Source organism: Pseudoalteromonas sp. US3C1004, from assembly GCF_048401065.1.
Lineage (GTDB): Bacteria > Pseudomonadota > Gammaproteobacteria > Enterobacterales > Alteromonadaceae > Pseudoalteromonas > Pseudoalteromonas undina.
Genome location: NZ_CP183074.1, coordinates 652,285 through 677,301, shown reverse-complemented (window position 1 = coordinate 677,301; position 25,017 = coordinate 652,285). Strand labels below are relative to the sequence as shown.

23 protein-coding genes and 1 pseudogene are annotated in these 25,017 nt (G+C 38.9%); 11 read left to right on the top strand and 13 right to left on the bottom strand.

All coding sequences use genetic code 11. The features are described 5' to 3' along the window. The 8 genes and pseudogenes from ACNSN3_RS18390 (at window position 1) to ACNSN3_RS18355 (ending at window position 6,019) form a co-directional block, all read left to right on the top strand. On the top strand, window positions 1-711 hold the full coding sequence (locus ACNSN3_RS18390; protein ID WP_075170210.1) for an SDR family NAD(P)-dependent oxidoreductase: 711 nt from the start codon (window positions 1-3) through the stop codon (window positions 709-711). Next, window positions 708-1,961, top strand: coding sequence for an NAD(P)/FAD-dependent oxidoreductase (locus tag ACNSN3_RS18385; protein ID WP_418609373.1), 1,254 nt, complete (start codon window positions 708-710; stop codon window positions 1,959-1,961). Before ACNSN3_RS18390 ends, ACNSN3_RS18385 begins: the two co-directional genes overlap by 4 nt. Continuing rightward, a complete protein-coding gene (locus ACNSN3_RS18380; protein WP_010388906.1) occupies window positions 1,954-2,691 on the top strand; it encodes a DUF1365 domain-containing protein in 738 nt (245 codons plus the stop codon). The genes ACNSN3_RS18385 and ACNSN3_RS18380 overlap by 8 nt, the downstream gene beginning before the upstream one ends. A 49-nt stretch (window positions 2,692-2,740) precedes the next feature. Then, a complete protein-coding gene (locus tag ACNSN3_RS18375; RefSeq protein ID WP_248527018.1) occupies window positions 2,741-4,003 on the top strand; it encodes an SAM-dependent methyltransferase in 1,263 nt (420 codons plus the stop codon). After that, window positions 3,981-4,481, top strand: a complete 501-nt coding sequence (locus ACNSN3_RS18370) for a DUF2878 domain-containing protein (RefSeq protein ID WP_418609844.1) — start codon at window positions 3,981-3,983, stop codon at window positions 4,479-4,481. The genes ACNSN3_RS18375 and ACNSN3_RS18370 overlap by 23 nt, the downstream gene beginning before the upstream one ends. Window positions 4,482-4,504: 23 nt before the next feature. After that, entirely contained in the window at window positions 4,505-4,993 is a 489-nt protein-coding gene (locus tag ACNSN3_RS18365) for a chalcone isomerase family protein (protein ID WP_418609371.1), read from the top strand. Window position 4,994: 1 nt separating this feature from the next. Beyond that, window positions 4,995-5,538 (top strand): annotated as a pseudogene (locus tag ACNSN3_RS18360) (DUF3833 domain-containing protein). Between the two features lie 205 nt (window positions 5,539-5,743). Then, window positions 5,744-6,019: an HU family DNA-binding protein gene (locus ACNSN3_RS18355; protein WP_008112559.1), complete on the top strand. Its 276-nt coding sequence runs from the start codon at window positions 5,744-5,746 to the stop codon at window positions 6,017-6,019. Window positions 6,020-6,084: 65 nt separating this feature from the next. Here the strand turns inward: ACNSN3_RS18355 and ilvN are convergent, their stop codons facing one another. The 8 genes from ilvN to ACNSN3_RS18315 form a co-directional block, all read right to left on the bottom strand. Next, window positions 6,085-6,585 (bottom strand): acetolactate synthase small subunit, encoded by a 501-nt coding sequence (gene ilvN, locus ACNSN3_RS18350; protein ID WP_008112561.1) that lies wholly within the window; start codon window positions 6,583-6,585, stop codon window positions 6,085-6,087. Next, window positions 6,585-8,309 (bottom strand): acetolactate synthase 3 large subunit, encoded by a 1,725-nt coding sequence (locus tag ACNSN3_RS18345; protein WP_010388899.1) that lies wholly within the window; start codon window positions 8,307-8,309, stop codon window positions 6,585-6,587. The genes ilvN and ACNSN3_RS18345 overlap by 1 nt, the downstream gene beginning before the upstream one ends. 447 nt (window positions 8,310-8,756) lie before the next feature. After that, entirely contained in the window at window positions 8,757-9,764 is a 1,008-nt protein-coding gene (locus tag ACNSN3_RS18340) for an isocitrate dehydrogenase (protein ID WP_008112567.1), read from the bottom strand. 179 nt (window positions 9,765-9,943) lie between these two features. Then, window positions 9,944-11,626 (bottom strand): hypothetical protein, encoded by a 1,683-nt coding sequence (locus ACNSN3_RS18335; protein ID WP_418609368.1) that lies wholly within the window; start codon window positions 11,624-11,626, stop codon window positions 9,944-9,946. Continuing rightward, complete coding sequence (locus tag ACNSN3_RS18330) at window positions 11,626-12,021, bottom strand: DUF3192 domain-containing protein (RefSeq protein ID WP_054201620.1); 396 nt, start codon at window positions 12,019-12,021, stop codon at window positions 11,626-11,628. Before ACNSN3_RS18330 ends, ACNSN3_RS18335 begins: the two co-directional genes overlap by 1 nt. Window positions 12,022-12,090: 69 nt before the next feature. Then, complete coding sequence (gene xni / locus ACNSN3_RS18325) at window positions 12,091-12,864, bottom strand: flap endonuclease Xni (protein ID WP_054201619.1); 774 nt, start codon at window positions 12,862-12,864, stop codon at window positions 12,091-12,093. An 8-nt stretch (window positions 12,865-12,872) separates the two neighbouring features. Continuing rightward, a complete protein-coding gene (ppnN, locus tag ACNSN3_RS18320; RefSeq protein WP_418609367.1) occupies window positions 12,873-14,216 on the bottom strand; it encodes a nucleotide 5'-monophosphate nucleosidase PpnN in 1,344 nt (447 codons plus the stop codon). Between the two features lie 77 nt (window positions 14,217-14,293). Then, window positions 14,294-15,802: a GGDEF domain-containing protein gene (locus ACNSN3_RS18315; protein WP_418609365.1), complete on the bottom strand. Its 1,509-nt coding sequence runs from the start codon at window positions 15,800-15,802 to the stop codon at window positions 14,294-14,296. A gap of 225 nt (window positions 15,803-16,027) precedes the next feature. On the opposite strand from ACNSN3_RS18315, the gene ACNSN3_RS18310 reads away from it, so the two are divergent. Both ACNSN3_RS18310 and ACNSN3_RS18305 read left to right on the top strand, forming a co-directional pair. Beyond that, on the top strand, window positions 16,028-17,818 hold the full coding sequence (locus ACNSN3_RS18310) for a M61 family metallopeptidase (RefSeq protein WP_418609363.1): 1,791 nt from the start codon (window positions 16,028-16,030) through the stop codon (window positions 17,816-17,818). A 145-nt stretch (window positions 17,819-17,963) separates the two neighbouring features. Then, window positions 17,964-20,135, top strand: a complete 2,172-nt coding sequence (locus ACNSN3_RS18305) for a S46 family peptidase (RefSeq protein ID WP_010388890.1) — start codon at window positions 17,964-17,966, stop codon at window positions 20,133-20,135. 323 nt (window positions 20,136-20,458) lie between these two features. Here the strand turns inward: ACNSN3_RS18305 and ACNSN3_RS18300 are convergent, their stop codons facing one another. Further along, window positions 20,459-21,352 carry a response regulator gene (locus tag ACNSN3_RS18300; protein WP_418609362.1) on the bottom strand — a complete coding sequence of 298 codons (894 nt, stop codon included), beginning with the start codon at window positions 21,350-21,352 and terminating at the stop codon, window positions 20,459-20,461. A gap of 97 nt (window positions 21,353-21,449) precedes the next feature. Here ACNSN3_RS18300 and ACNSN3_RS18295 point away from each other — a divergent pair, with 97 nt between their 5' ends. After that, window positions 21,450-22,250 (top strand): chromosome partitioning protein ParA, encoded by an 801-nt coding sequence (locus ACNSN3_RS18295; RefSeq protein ID WP_418609360.1) that lies wholly within the window; start codon window positions 21,450-21,452, stop codon window positions 22,248-22,250. A gap of 496 nt (window positions 22,251-22,746) precedes the next feature. Here ACNSN3_RS18295 and ACNSN3_RS18290 read toward each other — a convergent pair whose 3' ends face one another. From ACNSN3_RS18290 to ACNSN3_RS18275, 4 genes are all read right to left on the bottom strand, one after another. Then, complete coding sequence (locus ACNSN3_RS18290; RefSeq protein WP_418609358.1) at window positions 22,747-23,076, bottom strand: hypothetical protein; 330 nt, start codon at window positions 23,074-23,076, stop codon at window positions 22,747-22,749. Window positions 23,077-23,181: 105 nt separating this feature from the next. Beyond that, window positions 23,182-23,763, bottom strand: a complete 582-nt coding sequence (locus ACNSN3_RS18285) for a DUF7010 family protein (RefSeq protein ID WP_418609356.1) — start codon at window positions 23,761-23,763, stop codon at window positions 23,182-23,184. A gap of 68 nt (window positions 23,764-23,831) precedes the next feature. After that, on the bottom strand, window positions 23,832-24,239 hold the full coding sequence (locus ACNSN3_RS18280; RefSeq protein WP_138594576.1) for an OsmC family protein: 408 nt from the start codon (window positions 24,237-24,239) through the stop codon (window positions 23,832-23,834). 134 nt (window positions 24,240-24,373) lie between these two features. After that, on the bottom strand, window positions 24,374-24,955 hold the full coding sequence (locus tag ACNSN3_RS18275; RefSeq protein WP_418609354.1) for a GNAT family N-acetyltransferase: 582 nt from the start codon (window positions 24,953-24,955) through the stop codon (window positions 24,374-24,376). Between the last annotated feature and the right edge of the window lie 62 nt (window positions 24,956-25,017).

The following is a 25,017-nucleotide window of genomic DNA, read 5'->3' as shown; positions in this document are numbered from 1 at the left end:
ATGATTACGCTTATTACAGGTGCAACATCAGGCATAGGTGAACAACTCGCGATAAAGTATGCAGAGCAAGGTGACACAGTCATTGCGTGTGGACGAAATACGCAAAAGCTCGCAGAACTTGCCAAGCATAACAACATAGAAACCTGCCAGTTTGATGCTACCAACTTGCAAGATATTAAAGCTGCCACTCTCGGCTATCCGCAATTTGACCGCGTTATTCTTAACGCCGGTAATTGCGAGTATGTTGATGATGCACGCAATTTTGATAGCGCCCTCTTTGAGCGTGTTATTAATGTTAACTTACTTTCTATGGGGTATTGCTTAGAAGCTCTTTTACCCAAAATAACATCAGGCGGCCAATTAGTGATGGTCAGTTCGAGTGTTACTTATTTACCTTTACCGCGTTCAGAAGCGTATGGCGCATCTAAGGCGGGCGTAAGCTATTTAGCTAAAACCCTTGCGGTTGATTTAAACGACGTTGATGTAACACTAGTCCATCCTGGTTTTGTAAAAACACCGCTTACAGACAAAAATGATTTTCCTATGCCTATGGCTGTTAGTGCTGAAAAAGCGGCTGACTATATAATCAAAGGCGTAAAAAAACGTCGTAAAGAAGTCCATTTTCCGTATCGTTTCACACTTATATTAAAAGCACTGCGAATATTGCCACTTTCGCTTTGGCTTAAAATTGCAAAAGGATTAACCCGTTGAAAAAAATAGCAATAATTGGGACTGGTGTATCAGGTTTAACTTGCGGACACCTATTGCATAAGCATTATGATGTCACACTATTTGAAAAGAATGATTATATTGGTGGCCATACTGCCACGGTTGATGTAAATCACAGCGGTATTAACTACGCAGTTGATACCGGTTTTATCGTATTTAACGATAGAACATACCCTTACTTTGAAAAGCTGCTTGAACGTATTGGTGTAAAACGTAAACCGACCCAAATGAGCTTTAGTGTTCATAATGAAGCAACTGGCTTTGAGTATAACGGGCATACATTTACTAGTTTGTTTGCTCAGCGCAGAAACATAGTGAGACCTAAGTTTTGGCGTCTTTTGTACGATATTGTGCGCTTTAACAAACTGTGCAAGGCTTTATATGAAAAAGGCCAATACACTGAGCAATCACTTGGTGAGCTGCTACAACAACATCGCTTTAATGACTTTTTTAAATACCACTATATTTTGCCAATGGGTGCAGCTATTTGGTCGACAAGCATTAAAGAAATGGAAAACGTGGGCGTAGAATTTTTTGTAAAATTCTTTTTTAACCATGGTTTATTAGACATTACCAATAGGCCGCAATGGTATGTTATTCCGGGAGGCTCTCGTGAATACATTAAACCGTTGATAGCTTGTTTTGCTGATAAAATACAGTTAAACACTGACATTAAATCGGTAACCAGAGACGAGCAGGGAGTCACCATTACTTTTGCTGATGGTCAGCAAGCCCTGTTTGATAAGGTTATTTTTGCGTGTCATTCAGATCAAGCGTTAGCTTTACTCGGTGATGCCTGCGAGCAAGAAAATAAGGTGTTGGGTGCTATTCCTTACACTGAGAACTCGGTGGTATTGCATACCGATGTTTCATTATTACCAGATAGGAAAGCAGCTTGGGCGAGCTGGAATTACTTACTAAATAATAATACCGACAAAGCCGCTGTTGTTACTTATCAAATGAATATACTTCAAGGAATAGAGTCTGATACCCAATTTTGTGTCACTTTAAATCACTTAGAAGGGATCAATCAAAGTAAGATTTTACGTGAGTTTACTTATCACCATCCTGTGTTTAATCAACAATCTATTGCTGCTCAACAGCTGAAAAATACGGTTGACGGGCAAAACAATACTTATTTCTGTGGGGCTTATTGGTATAACGGCTTTCATGAGGATGGTGTGCGCAGTGCCGTCGATGTTGCAAAACAACTTGGAGTAGAGTTTGACTAATGCAGTGTATTTAGGCGATGTAAAGCATCGCCGTTTTGCTGTAAAACATCATGCGTTTAATTACCCACTTTATATGATGTGGGTTGATTTAAATAATACTCATGCGCTTAATGGCGTCCATAAGCAGCTTGGAACTTCAGGGTTTAAAGCATTGAAGTTTGAGCAATCTGATTATTTAAAAGGGTTACCCGATAGTCATCATCAGCCCATTATAGAGCGTGCTCATGCGCAGCTAGCCCAGTTAGGGGTAGATGAGAAATTTAGCCATGTGTACCTGCTAGGGCAATTACGCTGTTTGGGGATTTATTTTAGTCCAGTTAACTTTTACTTTTTTGGCCAACAAAACAATGAGTTTAGCTATATGGTGGCCGAGGTGAGTAATACCCCATGGAATGAGCGACATTACTACTTGGTTCCACTACAAAAAAAAGTGAACTTTAAGAAAGTATTTTCCGTATCACCCTTTATGAATTTGGATATGAACTATCATTGGACTGTTCGTCAAAAGAAAGACAATATACTGATACGTATAGAAAATAAGCGCGATGAAGAACTACTTTTTGATGCATCGTTAAGGTTACAGCGCCAACCCTTGTGCAATAAACAAATGAGCAAGTTGTTGAAGCGCTTTCCTGCGATGACATGGTCTATTTTCAGAGGTATTTACTATCAGGCATTTAAATTGTTTGTTAAAAAAGTCCCATTTTTAGGTCATTCAGGCAAACTTTAAATTTAATTTATGTTGTTTTATAAGTAATAACAATAATATAGGTAAGTATATGGAAAAGGTATCGAGCTTACGCGTTCAGGAACGCACCAGTTGGTTTACTAATTTATATAAAAAGTTAGTGTTTAAAGCGTTCTCGTCAATTGAAACGGGGCAGATAGTGTTGGTTGAGAATAACCAACAGTCTGTATTTGGGGATGCGTCTTCAGAGCTGAAAGTTACTGTCACCGTTAACGACAATGCCATGTATAAAGCGTTCGCTCTTTCTGGTAGCGTGGGTGCTGGTGAGTCTTACATTTTAGGGCAATGGCAATGTGATAATTTAACTCGGTTAATCGAAATTTTTGCGATTAACCAAGATCAACTAGATGCATTTGAAAAAAAGTTCGCGTTTTTTAGCAACATCGCTCACCGTATAAACCACATAAAAAACAAGAACTCACATGCGGGTTCAAAAAAGAATATTGTCGCTCACTATGACTTAGGAAATGATTTATACGAGTCTTTTTTAAGTAAAGAAATGCTTTATTCGAGTGCAGTATACCCAAGTAAAGATGCTAGCTTAGAACAAGCACAGCAGTACAAGCTACAACGTATATGCGAACAAGTTGAGCTACAACAAGGCGACACTGTTATTGAAATTGGTACCGGGTGGGGCGCGTTTGCTATTTATGCCGCTACTCATTATGACTGCCATGTCACAACTACAACCATCTCTGACGAACAGCACGATTATGTTGCTAACAAAGTTAACCAGCTTGGACTTGAAAGTAAAATAACCTTGCTCAAGCAAGATTATCGCTTATTGACTGGCAAATACGATAAGTTAGTCTCAATTGAGATGATCGAAGCCGTTGGGCATGAATACTTACCCAGCTTTTTTACTAAGTGCGGTGAGTTATTGAAAGACAACGGTGCTATGCTTATTCAAGCAATTACGATTAGTGACCAGCGTTATCAACACTATTTAAAAAATTCAGACTTTATACAACAGTATATTTTCCCTGGTGGGTGTTTGCCTTCGCTTAACGAAATGAGTGAACAAATTAAAAATAACACCGACATGAATATTCACACCATAAACGACATTGGTGCTCACTATGCCCGCACTCTTGCTGATTGGCGAGAGCGTTTTATTGCCAGCTGGCCAAAGCTTGATAGCGATAAGTTTGATGATCGTTTCTATCGCTTATGGCTTTTTTACCTTGCCTATTGCGAGGGCGCATTTAGAACCCGAGCAACCAGTACCGTGCATTTAATGGCACGCAAACCCCGCTTTACGAGTAGTAATGATGAGATTGCACTCGCTTATTAATTTTGCGCTGTTTCAAGTAGTGTGGTTTATGTGCCTGCTACTTGAACAACACGCAATTGTATACTCTGCTGTAGTCATCGCTTTGATGTTTTACTTATCAGCACAAAAAAAACAAGATGCTTTGCTGGTTTTAAAAGCCCTGCCACTAGCACTGTTGTGTGAGTTTATTGCGGTTCAGTTAGGGTTATTTGAATTTAAAGTCGATCCGCTGCCATTTTGGTTGGTGTTTTTATGGGTCGCATTGTTGCTGTGTATCAATACCTCTATGTCGTTTCTGACAAACCTTAAACCATGGCAAGCATTTGCTGTGTGCTTATTATTTGCCCCTGGCAGTTATTGGGCCGGCTCACGATTTGAGGTATTAGAGTTAGAGATGCCACTGTGGCAGTTTTGGCCACTTTACGGTGCTTTATGGGCTGCAACATTTACGTTTATTTTATTTTTAAACGGTAAAATAGGCGAGTTTGTTAAGCAATAACACAATACAGTTTGGAGATAACGATGAAAACGCTTTTAAATTTACTTATTGTTTATGCTTTATTTAGCCCTGTAGCTAATGCCGATACTCAGTTTAACAAGGTGGGTGAAGCACGCATGGAATACCTGTTTTGGGATGTTTATGATGCAACGCTTTATACACCTTCTGGTAGTTACACCGCAAAACAAACGCCTGTTAAATTTACCTTAACTTATTTGCGCGATTTTGACGCTAAAGACATTGTAAAAGCGACTAATGAGCAGTGGCAGCACTTAGGTAAACCTCAACTTTCAGAGCGCTATGCTGATAAATTACTCTCGATATGGCCAAATATTAAAAAAGGTGAATCGTTAACCTTGCTGACTGATCAGCAAGGACACAGTACTTTTTTCCATAACGATAACCAAATAGGTCGCATTGATGATGCCGAATTTGCTGAGGATTTTTTAGCTATTTGGTTAAGTGAAAACACCTCAGAACCATCAATTAGAAATCAACTATTAGGGATTTAATATGATTAATCTAAAACGCGTTAAAGTTGCCATGGTATTGGCCGTTAGCTTTTTTATTGCCAGTTGTTCAGCCCCAAGTGTTGAACATTACAAGGGTTCAGAACCAAATTTCGATTTTAAGACTTTCTTTAGTGGTGATTTGAAAGCCTATGGCGTTGTACAAGACTTTAAAGGTGAATTAACCCGAAAAGCTTGTTGTTGACTTAAACGCTACATGGGATGGCAATAAGGGCACTATTGAAGAAGACTTTGTTTACGATGATGGAGAAACACAAAAACGCATTTGGAAAATTACCTTAAACGACGATAACACATTAACAGGAACAGCCTCTGATGTTTTAGGGATAGCTACAGGAGAAAGTGATGGCAGTGTGTTTCATTGGAATTATAATGTAGAGATCCCTTACGATGGCAGCACTTTAGAAGTTAATTTTGATGATTGGATGTACCTAGTAACAAATACACGCTTGATAAACCGCACATCTATTGTTAAGTTTGGTGTTGAGGTTGGGGAAGTAACCTTAGTAATAGAAAAGGTAGAGTGAGTCATTAAGGTGCAAAGTTGCACTAATAGTGTGCTTAAATTAAGCTTTTGTTAACTCAACTCGCTGTATTTTACAGTGAATTTTACTATTTTTACTAATTTTTTAGTATTTTAGATAAAAAACGTAATTTGCTGTTGCTAACTCTTCGAAAATGCATAAAGATAGGATTTGCGAAGGCAAAATAATAACGAATAGGAATCTAATAATGAACAAAGCTCAACTAGTTGAAAAAATCTCTACTGACGCAGAAATCTCTAAAGCAGCCGCTACACGTGCACTTGACGCATTCACAGGCGCTGTAACTTCTTCATTAAAAGAAGGCAACTCTGTTGCATTAGTTGGTTTTGGTACTTTTTCAGTTAAAGAACGTGCTGCACGCACGGGTCGTAACCCACAAACGGGTGCAGAAATCCAAATTTCAGCAGCGACTATCCCAAGCTTTAAACCAGGTAAAGGTCTTAAAGACCAAGTAAACCTATAATTTTAGGTTTATAAAATATAATAAAAGGGCTATTTAGCCCTTTTTTTTTGTTGTAAATTTAACGCTTATTTAGCTTTAAGCGCTTTATCTCCTCGGCCAATGCCGACTGCGCCTGAGCGCACCACTTCAATTATGTCGGTTTCATGGCGTAAAGTATCTAAGAACGACTCTATTTTATCGGTGCTACTTACCAATTGTAGGCTGTAACTTTGACGACCCATATCTAAAATAGCACCTTGAAATACATCAACAACACGAGTTACTGCCGCACGAGTCGCTTCGTCTTTGGCAAATACTTTTACTAATAGCAGTTCGCGTTCTATGTGACTCATGTCGGTTAAATCAATAACTTTAAGTACATCGACCAGCTTGTTTACTTGCTTTGTTATTTGTTCAACAATTCTGTCATCACCTTTAGTGGTTACCGTAATACGAGAAAGAGACTCATCATCTGTAGTACCCACTGTTAAGCTATCAATATTGTATGCTCGTTGAGAAAAAAGCCCCACTATACGTGATAACGCACCAGGTTCATTTTCTAATAATATAGATAATATACGACGCATTATGCCTTCACTCCTTTTCTTAACCACATTTCGTCTATACCACCGTGCTTAATTTGCATTGGGTAAACATGTTCTTTTTCGTCTACTAAAATATCTAAAAATACCAATCTGTCGGTTATCGACATGGCTTTGTCTATCGCGGGTTGTAACTCATCAAGGGTGTTTACTCTGATCCCAACATGGCCATAGCTTTCAACAAGCTTTACAAAATCAGGCAAAGATTCCATATACGATGAAGAATGCCTACCGCCATAAATCATGTCTTGCCATTGTCTTACCATACCTAATGAACGGTTATTTAAGGAGATCACCTTTACTGCTAAGTTATACTGTAAACAGGTTGATAGCTCTTGGATGTTCATTTGAATAGAGCCGTCTCCAGTCACACATAAAGACTCTTTATCAGGAAAAGCCAGCTTGACCCCCATAGCCGCAGGTAAACCAAAGCCCATAGTGCCTAGGCCGCCTGAGTTGATCCACTGACGAGGGTGTTTAAATGGGTAGTACTGCGCGGCAAACATTTGATGTTGGCCAACATCAGAGCTGACATAAGCATCTCCGTTGGTCGCTTCATATATTGCCTCAATAACTGCCTGAGGTTTTATTTTGTCACCATCGCTGTTGTAACTAAGGCATTTTTGTTCACGCCAGCTGATCACTTGTCGCCACCAATCTTCTTGTGCACTGCGATCAATTTTAATTGGGCTGTTATCTATGGCAGTTTGTAATTGCTCAAGTACCGTTGCCAAACAGCCAACAACAGGAATATGTGATTTAATGGTTTTAGAAATAGAGGTTGGATCAACATCTACATGCACAATAGTGGCATTTGGGCAGAATTTTTGAACATTATTAGTAACCCGATCATCGAATCGTGCGCCAAGTGCTAAAATAACATCGGCATTGGCCATCGCTTTATTGGCTTCTAATGTGCCGTGCATACCCAACATACCAATAAAGTTAGGGTGAACGCCCGATATACCGCCCAGTCCCATTAACGTGTTGGTAATAGGGGCATTAAGTGACTCGACCAAATGAGTTAGTTGCTCTGAGGTGTTTGAAAGCACAATACCGCCACCAGAGTATATAACCAGTTTTTTTGCTTCTAAAATAGCAGTAACGGCCTTACGAATTTGTTTAGAGTGACCCTTGGTATTAGGGTTGTAGGTTCTGAGTTCTGTTGCCGCTGGAAAATTGTAAGCAAAAGTTAGCTCTGGGTTAAGCATGTCTTTAGGAAGTTCTACTACCACAGGCCCTGGGCGGCCGGTACTGGCAATATAAAAGGCTTTAGCAAGAATATTGGGAATTTCACTCGCGCTTCTACAATTAAAGCTATGTTTTACAATCGGGCGAGAGCAACCAACAATATCGGTTTCTTGAAACGCGTCATCACCTATAAGACTTGTGGGCACTTGACCTGATAACACCACCATAGGAATTGAATCCATATACGCAGTTGCTATGCCTGTTACACAGTTTGTTGCACCGGGACCTGATGTAGCAAGTACAACACCTACTTCACCGGTGGCTCTTGCGTAACCATCGGCCATGTGTGTAGCCGCTTGTTCATGGCGTACTAAAATGTGCTCAATATCGTCTTGCTGAAAAAGTGCGTCGTATAAATCTAATACTGAGCCGCCGGGATAACCAAATATATACTTTACCTTTAGCTCTTTTAATGACTTAACAACCAATTCAGAGCCATTATATTCTTGTTTACTCATCCTCATTCCTCTGTTGATTACATGCAAAAAAAAACCCCCGCGTAGTGCGAGGGTTTTAAAAAGCATTTTTCACCTTTTAATACATCCCCGCTGGGCTTATCACTAAGACCAGTACGAGTAAGACTAAAAGGCTAAATTGTGTATTCATGATGTTTTGCTCTTTAAAATAAAATGCTGTTTAAATAACAATTTTTGTATGTGGTTATTTTTAAGGCTTTTGAGCACACATGTCAACCCATTAAACTGGTTTTTGGATTAAAAATTCATTTTTAAATGTTTTTTAATCTAATAATCTATTTTATATGAGTTATTTTCACTTTATAAGCAGAAATTATGCAGTTTTGCGTGTTTGCCTAGGCTTGGGGATGGTCAGGGGGAAATTTAAATGCTGTGTTTCTGGCATAAAAAAAGCCAGCATTAGCTGGCTTTTTAATTTAACAGTACTAATTACAGACGGTCAATTACTGATTGTGTGAAATCAGTAGTGCCGTGGCTGCCGCCTAAATCGCGGGTAGTACGGTCGCCAGATTTAATTACATCAGCAACAGCGCTACGAATACGTTCAGCTGTATCGCCCATGTTTAAATGTTCTAGCATTTGAATAGAGGCTAAAATCACTGACGTAGGATTTGCAAGGTTTTTACCAGCAATATCAGGTGCACTACCGTGAACAGCTTCAAAAATAGCAGCATCTTCACCAATGTTTGCTCCTGGTGCCATGCCTAAACCGCCTACTAAGCCAGCACATAAGTCAGATAAAATATCGCCAAATAAGTTCGTTGTAACGATCACGTCAAACTCTTCAGGGGTCATTACAAGCTTCATACATGTTGCATCAACAATCATTTCAGTTGATTCAATTTCTGGGTAACGCTCAGCTACTTCACGCGCCACTTTTAAGAATAAACCAGAGGTTGATTTTAAAATATTTGCTTTATGTACTGCAGTTACTTTTTTACGACCTTCGCGCACAGCAAGTTCGTATGCGAACGTTACAATTTTTTCTGCGCCTTCGCGAGTGATCACTGATTTTGCTTCAGCTTCAGTACCATCTTCAGATACAACTTGGCCTGCACCTGAATACATACCTTGTGTGTTTTCACGAATAGTGATGATATCAATATCGTCGTAACGGGCTTTAGTACCGGCAAACGATTTAACTGGACGTACATTGGCGTATAAACCAAATTGCTTACGAAGCGTTACGTTGATAGATGTAAAACCTTCGCCTACAGGCGTGGTTAATGGACCTTTTAAGGTGATTTTATTCTTAGCAATTGTGTCAATTGTTTCTTGTGGAAGCAATTCGCCTGTTTTTTCAAGCGCAGCTAGGCCAGCGTCAACAAATTCATAATCAAAATCGCATCCTGCGGCTTTTAGTATTTCAAGTGCTGAGTCGATAATGCTTGGGCCGATGCCGTCGCCTTTGATCACTGTTATGGTTTGTTTGGCCATGAACTTTTCCTTTAAAGATTTGGATACACACATAAATAAAAATACTCAACAGAGTTTAGACTACTTATATGACAGGGGTACTAAATTTGAGCCGGCATTTATACCAATTTATCTCTCATTTTGCCAGTTTATAGTATGAATACAGGGTATAATCTTGAGTTATAATGGTAATAAGTCAGCTAAATACTATTGTGAAGCCCTAAGCGCAGCAGCGATTGATTAAAATCGACTTCACTTTGCCAACCATGGCGACTAAGTTGTTGATTTAATATTTGCTGTTGCCATGCTGTTAATGGCTGGTTAGGTTTAAGTATGCGTTGTGCCACTACCTTTAATGCCGCCCATAATTGACCAGCATCATCAAGCTGCTTTTTAGGCAATTGCTCTGCATTTAATAAAGCCGACGCCCATGGGTCGCCACTAAGTAATTCGTTAAGCTCACTGTTTAAATGAGAGGCATCTACGTTGTTCACACCAAAAAATGTACTAAAAGGTGTATCGAGAGATTTATTCGGTGTTTGATCAATGGTGATTTTTCTAGAAACATCTGCGCTGTAATGTATCAACACATAATATAAGTAAGCATATAAGCTTAAACTAACACGCTCACCTTGAACGCGGGGATTATGCTTAACTAATAGCTCTAAAATATTTACTAAACAACTAATACGGGTGCATAAAAAGGCATGTAAAGGGTGAGCAATACTATTTACTAATTGTTGAAACACCACCCCTTGAATAATAGCCGGTGCTTTATCGTAACCGACCATAGATAAACTATGTCTTAAATCTTTAGCGGGTAATAGCTCTTTGTTGTAGTGTTTTACTGCTAAGCATACTGACTTTATAACGTCAGGGTAGGGGGTAAGTAAGGTGTTCAAAGCTTTAAAGCTGTATTCTTTTTGCGTTTTTATTTGTTTAACTAATTGGTACAAGGGCGTTTGTGCAGAGAGTTCACTATTCGGGATATTAAGATATTCACTGTCCCATACTTTTAAAAATAAGCGGTTATCATTGCATTCCCATGCTTTTGAGTCATCCATTAAGGACGCTTTAATACGATACCATGCCATTTTAGTATTGGCGTTATTAACTATAATATGTCGGCCTTGCGTATCCGTGGCTAAATAAACCATAGCTTGGTCGGCATACACGACTTGGCTGCCAGGTACATATTGTCCAACGTGTGCAACTAGCGCTTTTAATAACGTTTGTGCAAATGAGTTGGGAGTTCTTATATATAAATCAGCGACCGCTTTATAAAAATTTATGTGCTGTTGTTTTTCATTACAAGTAACGTTAAGTGCTAATATATTAGCTAAAGAAACCAACACACTGGCACCGTCATAAAGCATAATTTTAGGTGTATCTAATAATGCGTGTTTGTATTTGCCTAATTTTGCCAAAATATGAGCAATTTGGTGCGCGGGTTGTTTAGCCGTTAATAATACTTTGGCTGCAAGTTTATGGCGTAACTGCCACATTTTTTTATCGGCTTCGTTAAACGTTTGCTGTTGAGCTAACTTATTTAATTGTTTGGCAACACAAAGGTGTTCAACTAATGAGGCACTAATATAAAGCTCGGTTAAATCGTTGTCGTAGTTTTGACTACGACACAAAGCACAGGTTAATACACATTGGTTAACCACTAAATTGGTTGCGTAACTATAATGTGTTTTATATAAATTTAACTGAGCTTGCAATGCCGCTGGGTTTTGTTTGTATAATGCAGCGTATTGCTCTGAAAACTTACACACAAGAGGGTAGAAGGTATGCCACTGACTTTTATTGTTATGGGAGCTTAAAAGCAGTTGCGTGCTTTCGAATAGCTTTTTTAGTTTACCCGACAGTGGAGCTTCCATTAAATCTTCCCATCATTATGCTCAAGATATTTTTCATAAGCACTTGGGCCCCACATTATTAGTTGGCCATTTTTAAATAATAACCCAGTACATTCATCCATGGTGGTGATACCGTCTGAGGTTTTGTGTTGGGTACGATAAAAAACCACCTGCCATACTTGCTCGCCATCACGCTTAGCATAGGTTAAATCTGGGCTACCTAAATATTCAAGCACATCATTTAGCGTAAAGGTATCTTCTAAACGCAATTTTTCGATATAGCGTTTATTAAATGCTTCTCTGTCTTGCCAAATCATAGCTTGTGGATCGTCTTTATAGAACATAATAACTGACGTAGCTATTAGAGCGTATAAACCTAATCCTAATATTAAATACCTAAAAAACTTTTTAAACATTGCCAACCCAGACCAAAATAGCTATCGCTAGTATACGTATTGCTAGTGTACAGTGCTATTAACTTGCGACTAATTAAGCCTTAACTGCTTTAAACTAAAGCCTAAATGGATATCTGTACGCAAACTCACCAATTGCTTAGAAATAACAAACATATCCATATCTTCATTAAGCTTTTTTTGTAGCCGCGTATTTAACGATTCATCATTTAGCGCTTCTTCAATAGAGCTATATTGATTAACCAATTGCTGCGCGGATTTAACACCAATACCTTTAACACCAGGAATGTCGTTGGTTTTATCGCCTGCGAGTGCCCAAAAGTCGATGAGTTTATGTTGAGCGACAGCAAAGCGCTCTTCAATGTGTTCTTCATTGAGGTGTTGCTTTTTAAAGTAATCGTATACTTCAATATGCTCATTCAAATGAGGCAAAAAGCCTTTATCAGTAGAGACAATGGTATTGTTTATCTGATTATTAGCCGCTTTATGCGCTAAAGTCGCAATAATATCGTCAGCTTCATCGTTAGTCGGTTCAAATACCACTATACCGGTTTCTTCAATGGCCGCTTTAAAATGGGGTAACGCGTTTTTTAGGGTCTCTGGCATAGGTGCACGCGAATGTTTGTAGTCTTTATAAAAGTGGTAACGCCAGCTTTTGTCACCATCAAAAACCGCAATTGCATGGGTTGCATTGGTGGTCGTTAAAAGTTTTTTGCATGCATGTGCAACCCGAGCACAGCAGGCTTTTAACATGTGCTCGTCGCTGTGATGGCTTTGGTTTGCATCAACAGCATAAATGCGCCTAATTAAATTAAGCGCATCAATAAGGAGTAAATGGGGATTCAATTATAAACTCACGCTTTTATTGTATAACAAGGAATATACTTACTTCCGGGAAGTTTCATTCTACCTTGTTCTACAAATGCTTGTAAAAGCTTGTCCATTGCTTTCATTAAATCAGGCTCACCACTTAGCACATAGGGGCCATGCTCTTTAATTGCATTTAAGCCTTCTTCTTTTACGTTACCAGCAACAATTCCCGAAAACGCACGGCGTAAATTAGCGGCAAGCTGTTGTTTGGGTTGATCAAGGTGTAAATCAAGTGACGCCATGGCTTCATGAGTTGGATAAAAAGGCTGCTGAAAATCATTTTCTATTTTCAACGTCCAATTAAAGTAATAAGCATCGCCTTGGCTTTTACGATATTCGCGAACTCCGCTCATAGCCGATTTAAGCTTTTGGCTAACTAATTGAGGATCATCAATAATCACTTCAAATTTACTCAGCGCAGCATCGCCCAAAGTCATTTGAATAAACTTACAAAGCTCTTCAAAGTAAGCTTTGCTCTGTTTAGGGCCAGTTAAAATAACAGGTAAACATTGCTTGTCGTTTTCAGGGTGTAACAAAATACCTAATAAATAAAGTAACTCTTCGGCTGTACCTGCGCCACCTGGAAAAATAATAATAGCGTGTGCGGTTCGAACAAATGCTTCAAGGCGTTTTTCAATGTCGGGTAAAATAACCAGCTCATTTACAATCGGATTGGGTGGCTCTGCCGCTATAATGCTGGGCTCAGTTAAACCTAAATAACGATTATTGGTAATACGTTGCTTTGCGTGGCCAATGGTTGCGCCTTTCATTGGGCCTTTCATTGCACCAGGCCCACAGCCAGTACAAATATTTAATCCACGTAACCCCAGTTCATAGCCAACTTGTTTGGTGTATTTATATTCGACTTCGTTAATAGAGTGGCCACCCCAACATACAATCATGTTAGGTTCGCTATTTACCTTAAGCGCGTCGGCATTTCTAAGCATATCAAAAACCATATGGGTAATGGCTTTAGTTTCTTGGAGGTTCTTTTCATACTTTTGGCAAATAAACAAAATATCGCGAATAACCGAAAATATGTGCTCATGAATGCCTGTTACTATGTGGCCATCAACAAAGGCCGTTTGCGGAGGATTTTCTAACTCAATTTTTATACCGCGTTCACGGCTAACCAAACGTATATCAAAATCTTTGTGTTTATCGTAAATATCATTGCTTACATCGGTGTGGCTGCCTACATTGAGCACGGCCAATACACAGTTTCTAAATAGTCTGTAGCGTTCGCTGGTTGATGATTGCTCGAGTAAGTCTACTTCTAGCTGCGACAATAAATCTAATACCCCTGTAGGGTTTAATTGTATTAGCATCGACATTCTCCTTGAAACTTCTTGGGTAAATTTACTGCGTAGTTATGCCTTATACTCAAGGGTAAAAGTGCATAACACTATTTACTAATACACAGACGATCCCGGCCTGAGTTTTTAGCATCGTAAAGAGCCTCATCGGCTCTATCAAATGCTTTTAGAGGCGTATCACCCACTTCAAATTGGGTTGCGCCTAAAGAAACAGTAATTTGTATTTGCTTGTCTTTAAATTTAAATGGGATCTTTTTAATCGACAGTCTTAATTTATCGAGATGCTCGACGGCGTTTTCAAGTGAGGTACGGGGCATTAATAACACAAACTCTTCGCCGCCATAACGGGCAATAAAATCAGTTTGTCTAATCGATTTTTGCAGCGCTTTTGCAATCACTTGCAAGGTAATGTCGCCGGCTGTGTGACCAAAACGATCGTTAATTGATTTAAAATGGTCAACATCAATAACAACTAAGGTTATGTCTGACGGGCGTTCATTAAATACATTGATTTCGTGATTATAACGTTCATCAAAAGCTGCGCGATTAGGTAATTTGGTAAGACTGTCGAGTAAACTTTTAAAACGTTGTTCATTCAAACGTTTCTTATAATTACTAACTTTGTTTTCTAAACTGCCAATTCTATCGTTTATTTGTGCAAAGCTAGAAATTAAAATTTGGCGATCTTTTTGTTCTAGCTGCTCTTTTTCTAAAATATCAGCACTTAATGAGCGTAACTCATTTTCAACCAATTGCTTTAACTCTGTAATTGATGTTGCTTTATTTGTTTGTGTATTTAAATTTCTTAGCTTTTCACCAATTCGTTGATTAATTGAGTCAAACTCAACAGTCATCGATTCAGAATGTTCGCTGGTCGATACTAATGAGCGATGTAGCTCTCCGAGTGTTTGGTTTAAAGAGGTTAAGAAGCTTTGTGCTGACGCGCGCTCAACTTGAATGCTTTGTACAATAAGTGTGATTACATCAATTGCTGCATCAAGTAGCTGGTCTACGGCTTTATTTTTAGCGATACGTTTTTTTATTAAATACAACGCTTCGTTGGCTTCTTCTTCGAGAACTAGCTGACTGACTAATCTAAACAGCTTTTCAGTGAGGGCACTTAGGTTCGGAGGCTCAAAGGCGTCGTTGCTTTTAGCAATTAAGGCTTGATGATAAAAAGTTATCAGCTGGTTTAATATAGGAATAAAGCCATGTACAGATTGAATATCGTCTAGCTCGTTATCAAGCAAATGGCGCAGTGTTCTGCGGGTATCGTCAGGCAAGCCTTTGGTTTGTTGTAATTGCTTACCTGCATTTTGTACACTGGTAAAAAGGTCGCGTTGATGTGCTAGTTGAATGGCTTCTTGGTTTTTAAGCAAAGCTAAAATATCATCCACTAAAGGGGCAAAGTCTTCAAAACTCATTCCTTTGTTTAACGCGCTTCGAAACTTAGCTAGGCGGTTATCAAGCTCAGTATCAAGTCCCTTACAGCTTAAAGACAACTTAGCTGCAAAATTAGAAAGCGTACTCACTTGATGTTGGCGAGCACTTTCTATTACTTTTCTACTGTCGATTGCTTGCTTTAGTTTTTGTTCCACCGTATTGGAGCTCCTAGACACCTACACACCATCATCGTAATACCTCTATTGTTTTAGTTTACAACAAAAACATATTAATAGTAGGGATGAGATCAAAAACTTAATGTTTTTAATAACAAAATACGAGCGATCTTAAATATAAGTGCATTTACCGCTTTTAATTCACTTTTAAAATGGGTCTTGTTAATCTTGGTACAACAATACGTTATATAAAAAAGAGCCTTCATGAAAAAGCTACTTGCCTTATCAATTTTAGCTGCCTGTTCAGCACCAGCATTTGCCGACGTTAACTACGCTTTAAATATCTCTCAGCCAGAGCATCATTTAGGTGATGTAAATGTAGAGTTTCCTAAAACGGCGCAATCATATTTAGATGTAAAACTGCCAGCATGGCGTACTGGTCGCTATGAAATTTTAAACCTTGCCAATGGCGTTCGCTATTTTAAAGCCAGCGACAATGAAGGTAATGCATTAAAGTGGGAAAAAATAGACCACAGCACATGGCGTGTTCATTTAAACGAGCCGACTGAAGTTAATGTTGATTACCAAGTATATGCCAATGAGCTAGGTAAGCGCGCTCGCCATATTGACGATAGCCATGCGTTTGTTGATGCATCGGGCTTTTTTATGTTTAGCGAGTCATTTCGCCAAGAGCCAGTTACGGTTGAATTAAACGTACCTAAAGCATGGCGCTCTGTGTCGGGTATGGAAAACTATAAAAATAAACACAGCTTTAAAGCCAGTGACTACGACGTGCTTGTTGATTCACCAATAGAAACAGGTGTTAACGAACTGCGTACTTTTGAGGTTGATGGCCGTGAGTATGAGCTAGTGGTGTGGGGCGAAGGTAATTACGACATAGAACTGATGCTAACCGATCTGAAAAAGCTAGTGGCAACGGGCAATGTAATTTGGGACAGCTACCCGTATGAGCGTTATGTATTTATGGTGCATGCTACATCGGGCGCGGGCGGTGCAACCGAACACTTAAACTCAACTATTATTCAACGCCCACGTGATCGCTTTGCTAAACGTGAAGACTATTTAGCTTTTATCAGTACAGCGGCACATGAATTTATTCATACTTGGAATGTAAAAGCATACCGACCTAAAGGGCTTGCGCCATATGACTACACTAATATTAATTATTCAAAATTGCTGTGGATTGCTGAAGGGTCTACAAGCTATTTTGAAGATCATTTATTAGTGCGTTCGGGTATTCAAACCACCGATGAATTTTTTAAGAACTTTAGTAAAACCATTAATCGCCACCTCACTACCCCTGGTCGTGAAGTGCAAAGTGCAAGTGAAACCAGCTTTGATAAATGGATAAATCAAGGTGGCGATCATGCACGTAATTACGGCACTAATATTTATCTTGAAGGCTCGTTATTGTCGATGGCGTTAGATATAGACCTACTTGAAAAAAGCCAAGGTAAAATAAGCTATAAAGACGTACACAACGAACTTTATAAGCAACATAAGCTACCAGCGGGTTTTACTGAGCAAGACGTATTAGCTATTTTAAAACAACTATCAGGACGTGATTACAGCGCTTGGTGGCAAGAAAATGTTAGCACACCAGCCAGCCTAGATTTTGATGAATTACTGGCAAAAGTTGGTTTAAGCTTTGAATTACCAGAAAAAGCCAAGGCTACACCAAGCTTAGATGCCTTTACTAAAAATACTGGTGAGTTACTAACACTTACCCATGTACGCCGCGATGGCGCAGCATGGCAAGGTGGCTTAACTACAGACGATAAACTCGTCGCTATTAACAAAAAGCATGTAGGGAAAAACTTAACCACGAGCCTAGAAACCTTTAAAGCAGGAGACAAGGTAACTGTTGATTTTATTCGCCGTGATGCATTAATGTCGACTGAGCTTGTGTTGTCAGAAGATTTCGACAAACCTAAAAAAGTAGTCGCTAATAAAAATGCTACTGCTGAGCAAAAAGCGCTATTTAAAGCATGGATGGGCGTAGCGCATCCAAATGATGTGAAAAAAGACGACTAACATCGTTTATCATTTTGTTTAAAAAGGAGCTTAGGCTCCTTTTTTGTTTATTGGGCGCTATATTGTAACAATTTATCTCAGCGCAGTTGACCTGACTCATACTTAATGAGTAATCTGCTGGTTCAATAATAAAAGGGATTCTATAATGCGTTTAAAACCTCTTGTTGCCACGTTGGTAGCAACCTGTTCACTGGCACTTTCTTCTGCGGCTCATGCCGATGAAGGCATGTGGCAACCTCATCAACTACCAGAGCTTGAGTCAATTTTAAAAGCCAAAGGGCTTGAAATTAGCGTTGATTCAATTTCAAAATTAACCGAATTTCCAATGAATGCGGTTATCAGCTTAGGCGGTTGTACAGCCTCGTTTGTTTCGCCAAAAGGCTTAGTTGTAACTAACCATCACTGTATTTATGGTTCGGTGCAATATAATTCAACGCCTGAAAATAACATTTTAGAAAATGGCTTTTTAGCAAAAACACCGGCTGAAGACTTACCAGCTGCGCCAGGTTCACGTGTGTACGTAACCGAAACAGTGACCAATGTGACCGACAAAGTGATTAGCGGCACTAACGAGCTAAGCGCAAAAGCACGCTATGATGCGTTAGAAAAAAATCAAAAAGCACTCGTTGCACAGTGTGAAGCTGATGCTAGTTACCGTTGTAATGTGTATTCGTTTCATGGTGGTTTAGAGTTTTACCTAATTAAATCACTGGAAATTAAAGATGTACGTTTAGCGTATGCACCTGCCATGGGCGTAGGTAAATACGGTGGCGATATAGATAACTGGATGTGGCCGCGCCACACAGGCGATTTTGGTTTTTACCGCGCCTATGTAGGTAAAGACGGCAAGCCAGCAGAGTACAGCGAAGATAACGTACCGTACGTGCCAGAGTCTTACTTAAGTGTAAGTGCTAAAGGCGTGCAAGAGGGCGACTTTGTTATGGTAACTGGCTATCCAGGGCGTACCAATCGTTACCGTATTGCCGCAGAGGTTGATTACGTATTTAACGACAGTTACCCTAAAGCGCGCATGCACAATACTAAATACGTGTCACTAATTGAAGAAAACTCAGAAGATGGCAGCAAAGCCCGTATTGCTTACGAAAGCACCATAGCAGGTTACAACAACTACATTAAAAACTATGGTTCGATGATTGAAAGCTTCAAAAAAGGCACCATGTTTGAGCGTAAAAAACAGTTTGAACAAGAGCTTACAAGCTGGATAAACAGCGATAGCGAGCGTAAACAGCGCTACGGGAATGTGCTTAATGAGTTATCGGCATTAGTAGCTCAATCGCAAGAGCACAGTGAGCGCGACCGTATGGTAGGCTATGTTCATCGTTCACAAATGATCAGCACGGCACGTCGTTTATACCGCTTAGCGGTTGAAAAACAAAAGCCAAATAGTGAGCGCGAATCAGGTTACCAAGAACGCGATTTACCGCGTATTAAATCTTCTCTTGAGCGTATGTCACGTCGCTTTGATGCCAATGTAGATAAAGCTATATTACTGCACTTTTTAGAGCAATATGCAGCATTACCTAAAGCAGAGCGCTTTAGTGAAATTGATAAAGCTTTTGCTTTAGAAAACGGTTTTGATAAAGCAAAACAAAGCGCATTGCTAGATGAAATGTACGCTAAATCAAGACTAGATAATGAAATTGTACGTAATTCATTATTTGAACAAACACTAAGTCAGCTTAACCAAAGCCAAGACCCGTTCATGCAATATGCAAAAGCTATATTTGCTGTGATGAAAGCTGAGGAAGATAAGTCAAAAGCCTTGGCAGGTAAGTTACAAGCTGCTCGCCCAGAGTTAATGAGTGCAATTATTGCCTTTAACAAAGCGCAAAACAAACCGGTTTACGCCGATGCAAACAGCACATTACGTGTAACTTACGGCACGGTAGGCGGTTATTCTCCGCAAGATGGATTAGTGGCTACGCCGTTTACTTCACTTGAAGGCTTATTGGCTAAAAACACCGATGTTGACCCATTTAATGCGCCTAAAAAGCTGCAAGAGCAAATTAAAGCGAAGCTTTATGGTGATTACACTGGTGGCATGAATACTGTTCCGGTTAACTTTTTATCAAATGTAGATACAACTGGCGGTAACTCAGGTTCGCCAACGCTTAACGGCAATGCCGAGCTGGTGGGTTTACTGTTTGACGGTGTGTACGAAAGCATTATTGGTGATTGGGATTACAACCCAGAACTAAACCGCTCAATTCATGTAGATTCGCGCTACATGCTGTGGGTAATGGATAAAGTAGATAACGCCCAAAACCTATTAGACGAAATGAAAATCGTAAAATAAATAGCAGTTAAAATAACAAAAGGCGCTTACCTTAACCGGAAGCGCCTTTTTTGTTTAAACATTTTTGGCGATTAATCTAACTTAAGCTACGGGCTACGGGCTACGGGCTACGAGGTTCGGGGGAGCTAATATTTAACTTTCACTGACACTCGGCTTTGTGTGATGGTTTTGGTTTCTCATTTTCTGCTCATTATCTTCTCCATGTTCAAATAGCTTTTTGATGAATTATGCACAAAGAGGGCGAAGAGACGCTGCGCTTTTGTAGGAGCAAGGTGTTTTTAAATTAAACTTTTTTATAACGGTAACTACGTAAGTTTAATTTACTAAATGCCAACTAGCATAATTTTACCTTGTGCCATGCCCTCAAGCTGGCAGCTAAAATCAATGCGCTTTTCAGCAGGTGTTTTATACAGCAAAGTGAGCTTACGAAAAGGCGTGGTAATCACTTTGACCGTTTTGATTTGTAAACTAACGCGTGTTCGTTTGTCTAAAAAGGCAAAAGCCGTTTCCGTTAATGCTTTTTTACATGCGCTTAATGCTGTATTTGTTACAACGCCAGATAATATTGAGTTACTAATATCTTCAGCCGACAAGCTACTATAACCACTTGCCATTACGAACGCGGCATAAATATCAAGTATGGCAATAGCGCGTACTTTTTGACTTTTAGGATCCTCATAAACAGCCATTACACAGGGTACTTTAGATTCATCGAATACCTGCGGTTGAATTGTGTTTACGATTAAAGACTGACTTATATGTTTATGAAACAAACGTTCTAATTGCGACAGCTTTGGTAACGCTAAATCATCATTTAATTCAATTTCATCAGGAATGACTTCGTTATTTTCTACAAGTTGAACCAGAGGTAATAACTTATCGTGAAGTTGTTCATCGGTAAAAGGTTTTGACAGTACAAAAGATGCGCCTAAGCTAATAGCTTCTTCAATTTGAGACTTTTCATCAACAGTGGTTAGCATCGCGACTATTATATTAAGTTGCCTTTGCTTTATTGCACGTAATAACGTTACCCCACACATATCAGGCATATGCCAGTCTGTAAGGACAATATCGGGGTGCCAACTACCAATCAGCGTTAACGCAGATTTAGCATTGTTGGCTTTTTCTATTAATAACTTCCGATAGCCAAACTTTTCCAACCCTCGGCGTACTATTTCAAGTGTTGCATGGCTATCATCCACGATAAGTATTTTCACACAGGTAACTTTTTTTTAATGTTGTTGTTATTATGGCAGATTTTTTTCACAGCGCTAAACTCTAGTAAATAAACACTTAATTTAAGATAACTAAATAATGCCATATGCCGTATTTCCGCCAGAGGTTTATCATTATATTGCTATAAATTTTGGGCTACTTATTTTAGCCGCGTGGTTTTATATTCTTTTACTGATACTCAGAGAGTTTAGGGCATTTGCACTTAGCATGGTTAAAAGTAACGGAACAATGGATGATGCGACGTTAGCTATGTGCAGAGAGTCTGTTGAAAACGCTATGAGCTATGTTAACGATAATCGAAAAACTATCGCTGAGTTAATCAGTGTACAAATGCTATTACAACAGCAATTGACTGAGGTTACTTCATCAACCAAAGATCATGTTACCGAAAAAGAACAACAGCTAATCGATGATCTCAATAAAAAATTAAAACGCTCGCATAAGCTAATTCGCAAACTTAAAGGGGATTTGGATAAAAGTGTTGAAAAATTAAAAGTTACCCGTCAAAAACTCTATGCACAATATGATGCAGTGACTGTGCTTCAAGAAGAAAAAGATCAGTTACAAGCAGATTACGAAGCGCTTAAAACCGCAAGCGAAAATAGTGATAAAACATCAAACGCAGATGCATCCTCAACGCTCGATCAAACAAGATTACTTAATACTTTAAACGAATATAAAAGGCAAATTGCAGAGCAAGACCAACTGCTACAGCAATTACAGTTACAAACTGACGGGCCAGAAAGTAGTGAGGAATTAGATACTCTAAAGCAAGAGCTAGAGAAAACCCAGTACGCACTTAAACACCTTACAAAAGAAAAAAAATTCATTGAAGGACGCTATTTAGAAATGATGAAAAATAGCCAAAAACCAAGCTAACTAACGACTTTTTTTAGTCTGAGCGAGTAAACGTTATTACTGTGTTTTCTGCTCATTCAATTCTCTTTGCTAAGTAAGGTCTTATGCACAAAGAGGGCGAAAAGACGCTGCGCTTTTAGAGGAAGATATAAAACAAAGCTATTTTTAGCTAGTCACTGCTATGTATTACCACGTTATCTTTGCTGAGTATGTAAGGTGACAATTTATAGTAAACAAAGAACCAGCCTGATACGGTTAATATTACGCCTAAACCATATTTGCTAAAAATTGGAATATACATTATCAATGTAAACACGACTGCCGAATACAATAAAAATATAGCCCAGAATAATTTTGAGCTGATAAGTTTCAATCTCGTCTGACAATTGGCACATTTAAAGTAAAACGGAAATGCAGATAAATAAAGGCTGAAAACATCTATTTTATGTTCACACCGAGGGCACTGACTCATAAATTTCCTTGTGTTTTTTCCGTTAGAAGTTCTTGTTAGTTTTTATTATTTACAATACTTTTTGGCTTTAAAAAAACCTGTAATACAAATTACTATATAAAAAGCATACAACCCTATCTTTTCAGCCCACGTAGCTTGTGGAAGTGAGCCATAAAAACGAAGGTAATCATTAACAACTAACATCCCAACACAAACTATAATAGCAGTTGTTTTGAAGTAGAAAACACCCGCCGATTTTATAGTTGATATAGAGACAATTAAAGCCCCCAAAGATAGATAAAAAGCTAATATTGACATGGCTCCAGGTACAATACTTGGTGCTAGTGCAAGAGTTGTTATGATTATTGAAAACCATCCTAATATTTTAATGGTCATTCGACTCCTTTAAAAACTTACAACCGTGTAACACGCAATGTGTTGGCGTGGTTTTCTGTTTGCCAAAACTATGACAACTTTACATAGTCGGAGTTTAGGTGTTTGTTATATTCTTATCATATTCCTGGTTAACATTTGATAAATACTTATTAAATAAGTTAAAACGATAACGCAAGAGATAGCTAAAATACTACTGTTAGGGAATAAATACCAAGCGGCTACAATTAAAATACTTCTTAACACAGCATGAATTAAGCCAACAGGATGTTTAACGATCCAAGAATATACTACCCAATGAAGTCCTAAGCCAACGCCTAAACTCAAAGGAACAAATTCAGGTGCATTTAAAAGTAACGGTATATGGACAGCCCAAAGAAGATTAACCATCACTATGCATAGGCCCATTAGTTTTGCTAAAGGGTTGGATGAGGAAACTAAGTTCTCTTTTCTAAATTTAGCAATTACTAAAGCTATAGGAAAAATACCACCTGTTGCAAAAAGTAGAATATATATAGAAATATTTGCGCTAAATTGTGTACTTAGAAATCCAACTAAACCCCAAATTATGGTTCCAGCAACCGGCATTGAAATAGATCTGTTTGAAGATTGTTCAAATTCTATTCTGTATTCATCTAATGTCAAAATACTCTCTCCTTGCTTGAGTAATGCTCCGACTAATTGAAGCAAATAATGCCTCCATGAACCGCGCGAGCTTGCTAGTGTGAGCGACCGTAGGGAGCATATTTAATGCCTAGTTAAGTGCAATTTTTTCCAACTTCTGCTGAATAAGTGATATCGATCGTAGGACTCAACATAAGACAAACATGACAATGCTTTCCTACAGCTTCTTGAGCTGCTCGCAAAATGTCAGACTCCTGAAAACCGACGCCACTTACTATAAAGTGCAAGTTTGCCGATTTATATAAACGAGGCTCTGATTCCGTTAAGGCGAAAGTAACCGTATTTTCTAAACCCTTAACTTCAAAACCTTGCTCTTGCAGAAGCAAGACGACATCCGTCGCACTGCATGAACCTAAAGCTGACAATAGAACTTCCGTTGGACAAGGAGCTTTCTCACTTGTAGCGTCAACATTAAACGTAAAGCCACCTTCTGTTAATACTTTAAAACGACAATCTTCATCCCACTTTATATTAATACTCATACTTCCCTACTTTTTGATGTCACTACTGCTGATTGCACTTAACGCTCGTTTAAACGGTGAAAATAATGGCGCATATTTTTGCGTGTTTTTTGCAAAAAGTGCGACATAATTTTTAATCCGATTTCAAGCGCTTGTTAGCAGAATTTACTCTGTAAGTGATTTTTTACCGATGCCCACTCTGTAGAGAGAATAGAATAGACAACTGTATCTCTAATTGAGCCATCGCCCATTATTTGATGACTGCGTAAAATTCCATCTTGTTTAGCCCCAAGTCTTTCAATAGCCTTCCTCGACCCTTGATTAAAAAAGTGCGTTCGAAACTCAACAGCAATCGCCGAATACTTATCAAATAAGTACTTTAGTAGTAAGAGCTTACATTCAGTATTTACCGGAGTTCTTCTAACTGATGCTGAATACCATGTATAACCAAGCATAGCTCGTTTATTCTTTGCGTCTACATTATAAAATCGAGTTGTCCCAACGACCATGCTCGTATTATTACACCTTACCACAAATGCTATATTACCTTGCTCAGCCTCAAAAATTGCTTTTTCGACATAACTTTCCATTTGTTCTGGAGAAGGGACATTTGCATACCACAACTTCCAAGATTCACCATCTAATACGGCCATTTTTAATTCTTCAACATGACTCATATCCAACACCTCAAGGGTAACAAAATCCCCTTTGAGTTTTATCGGCTTTAACCATTCCATCTGTATACCTTGTCTATTCTGCTAACGCCGCCTCCTTGGGTTTAACCCAATAAAGGCTTGTT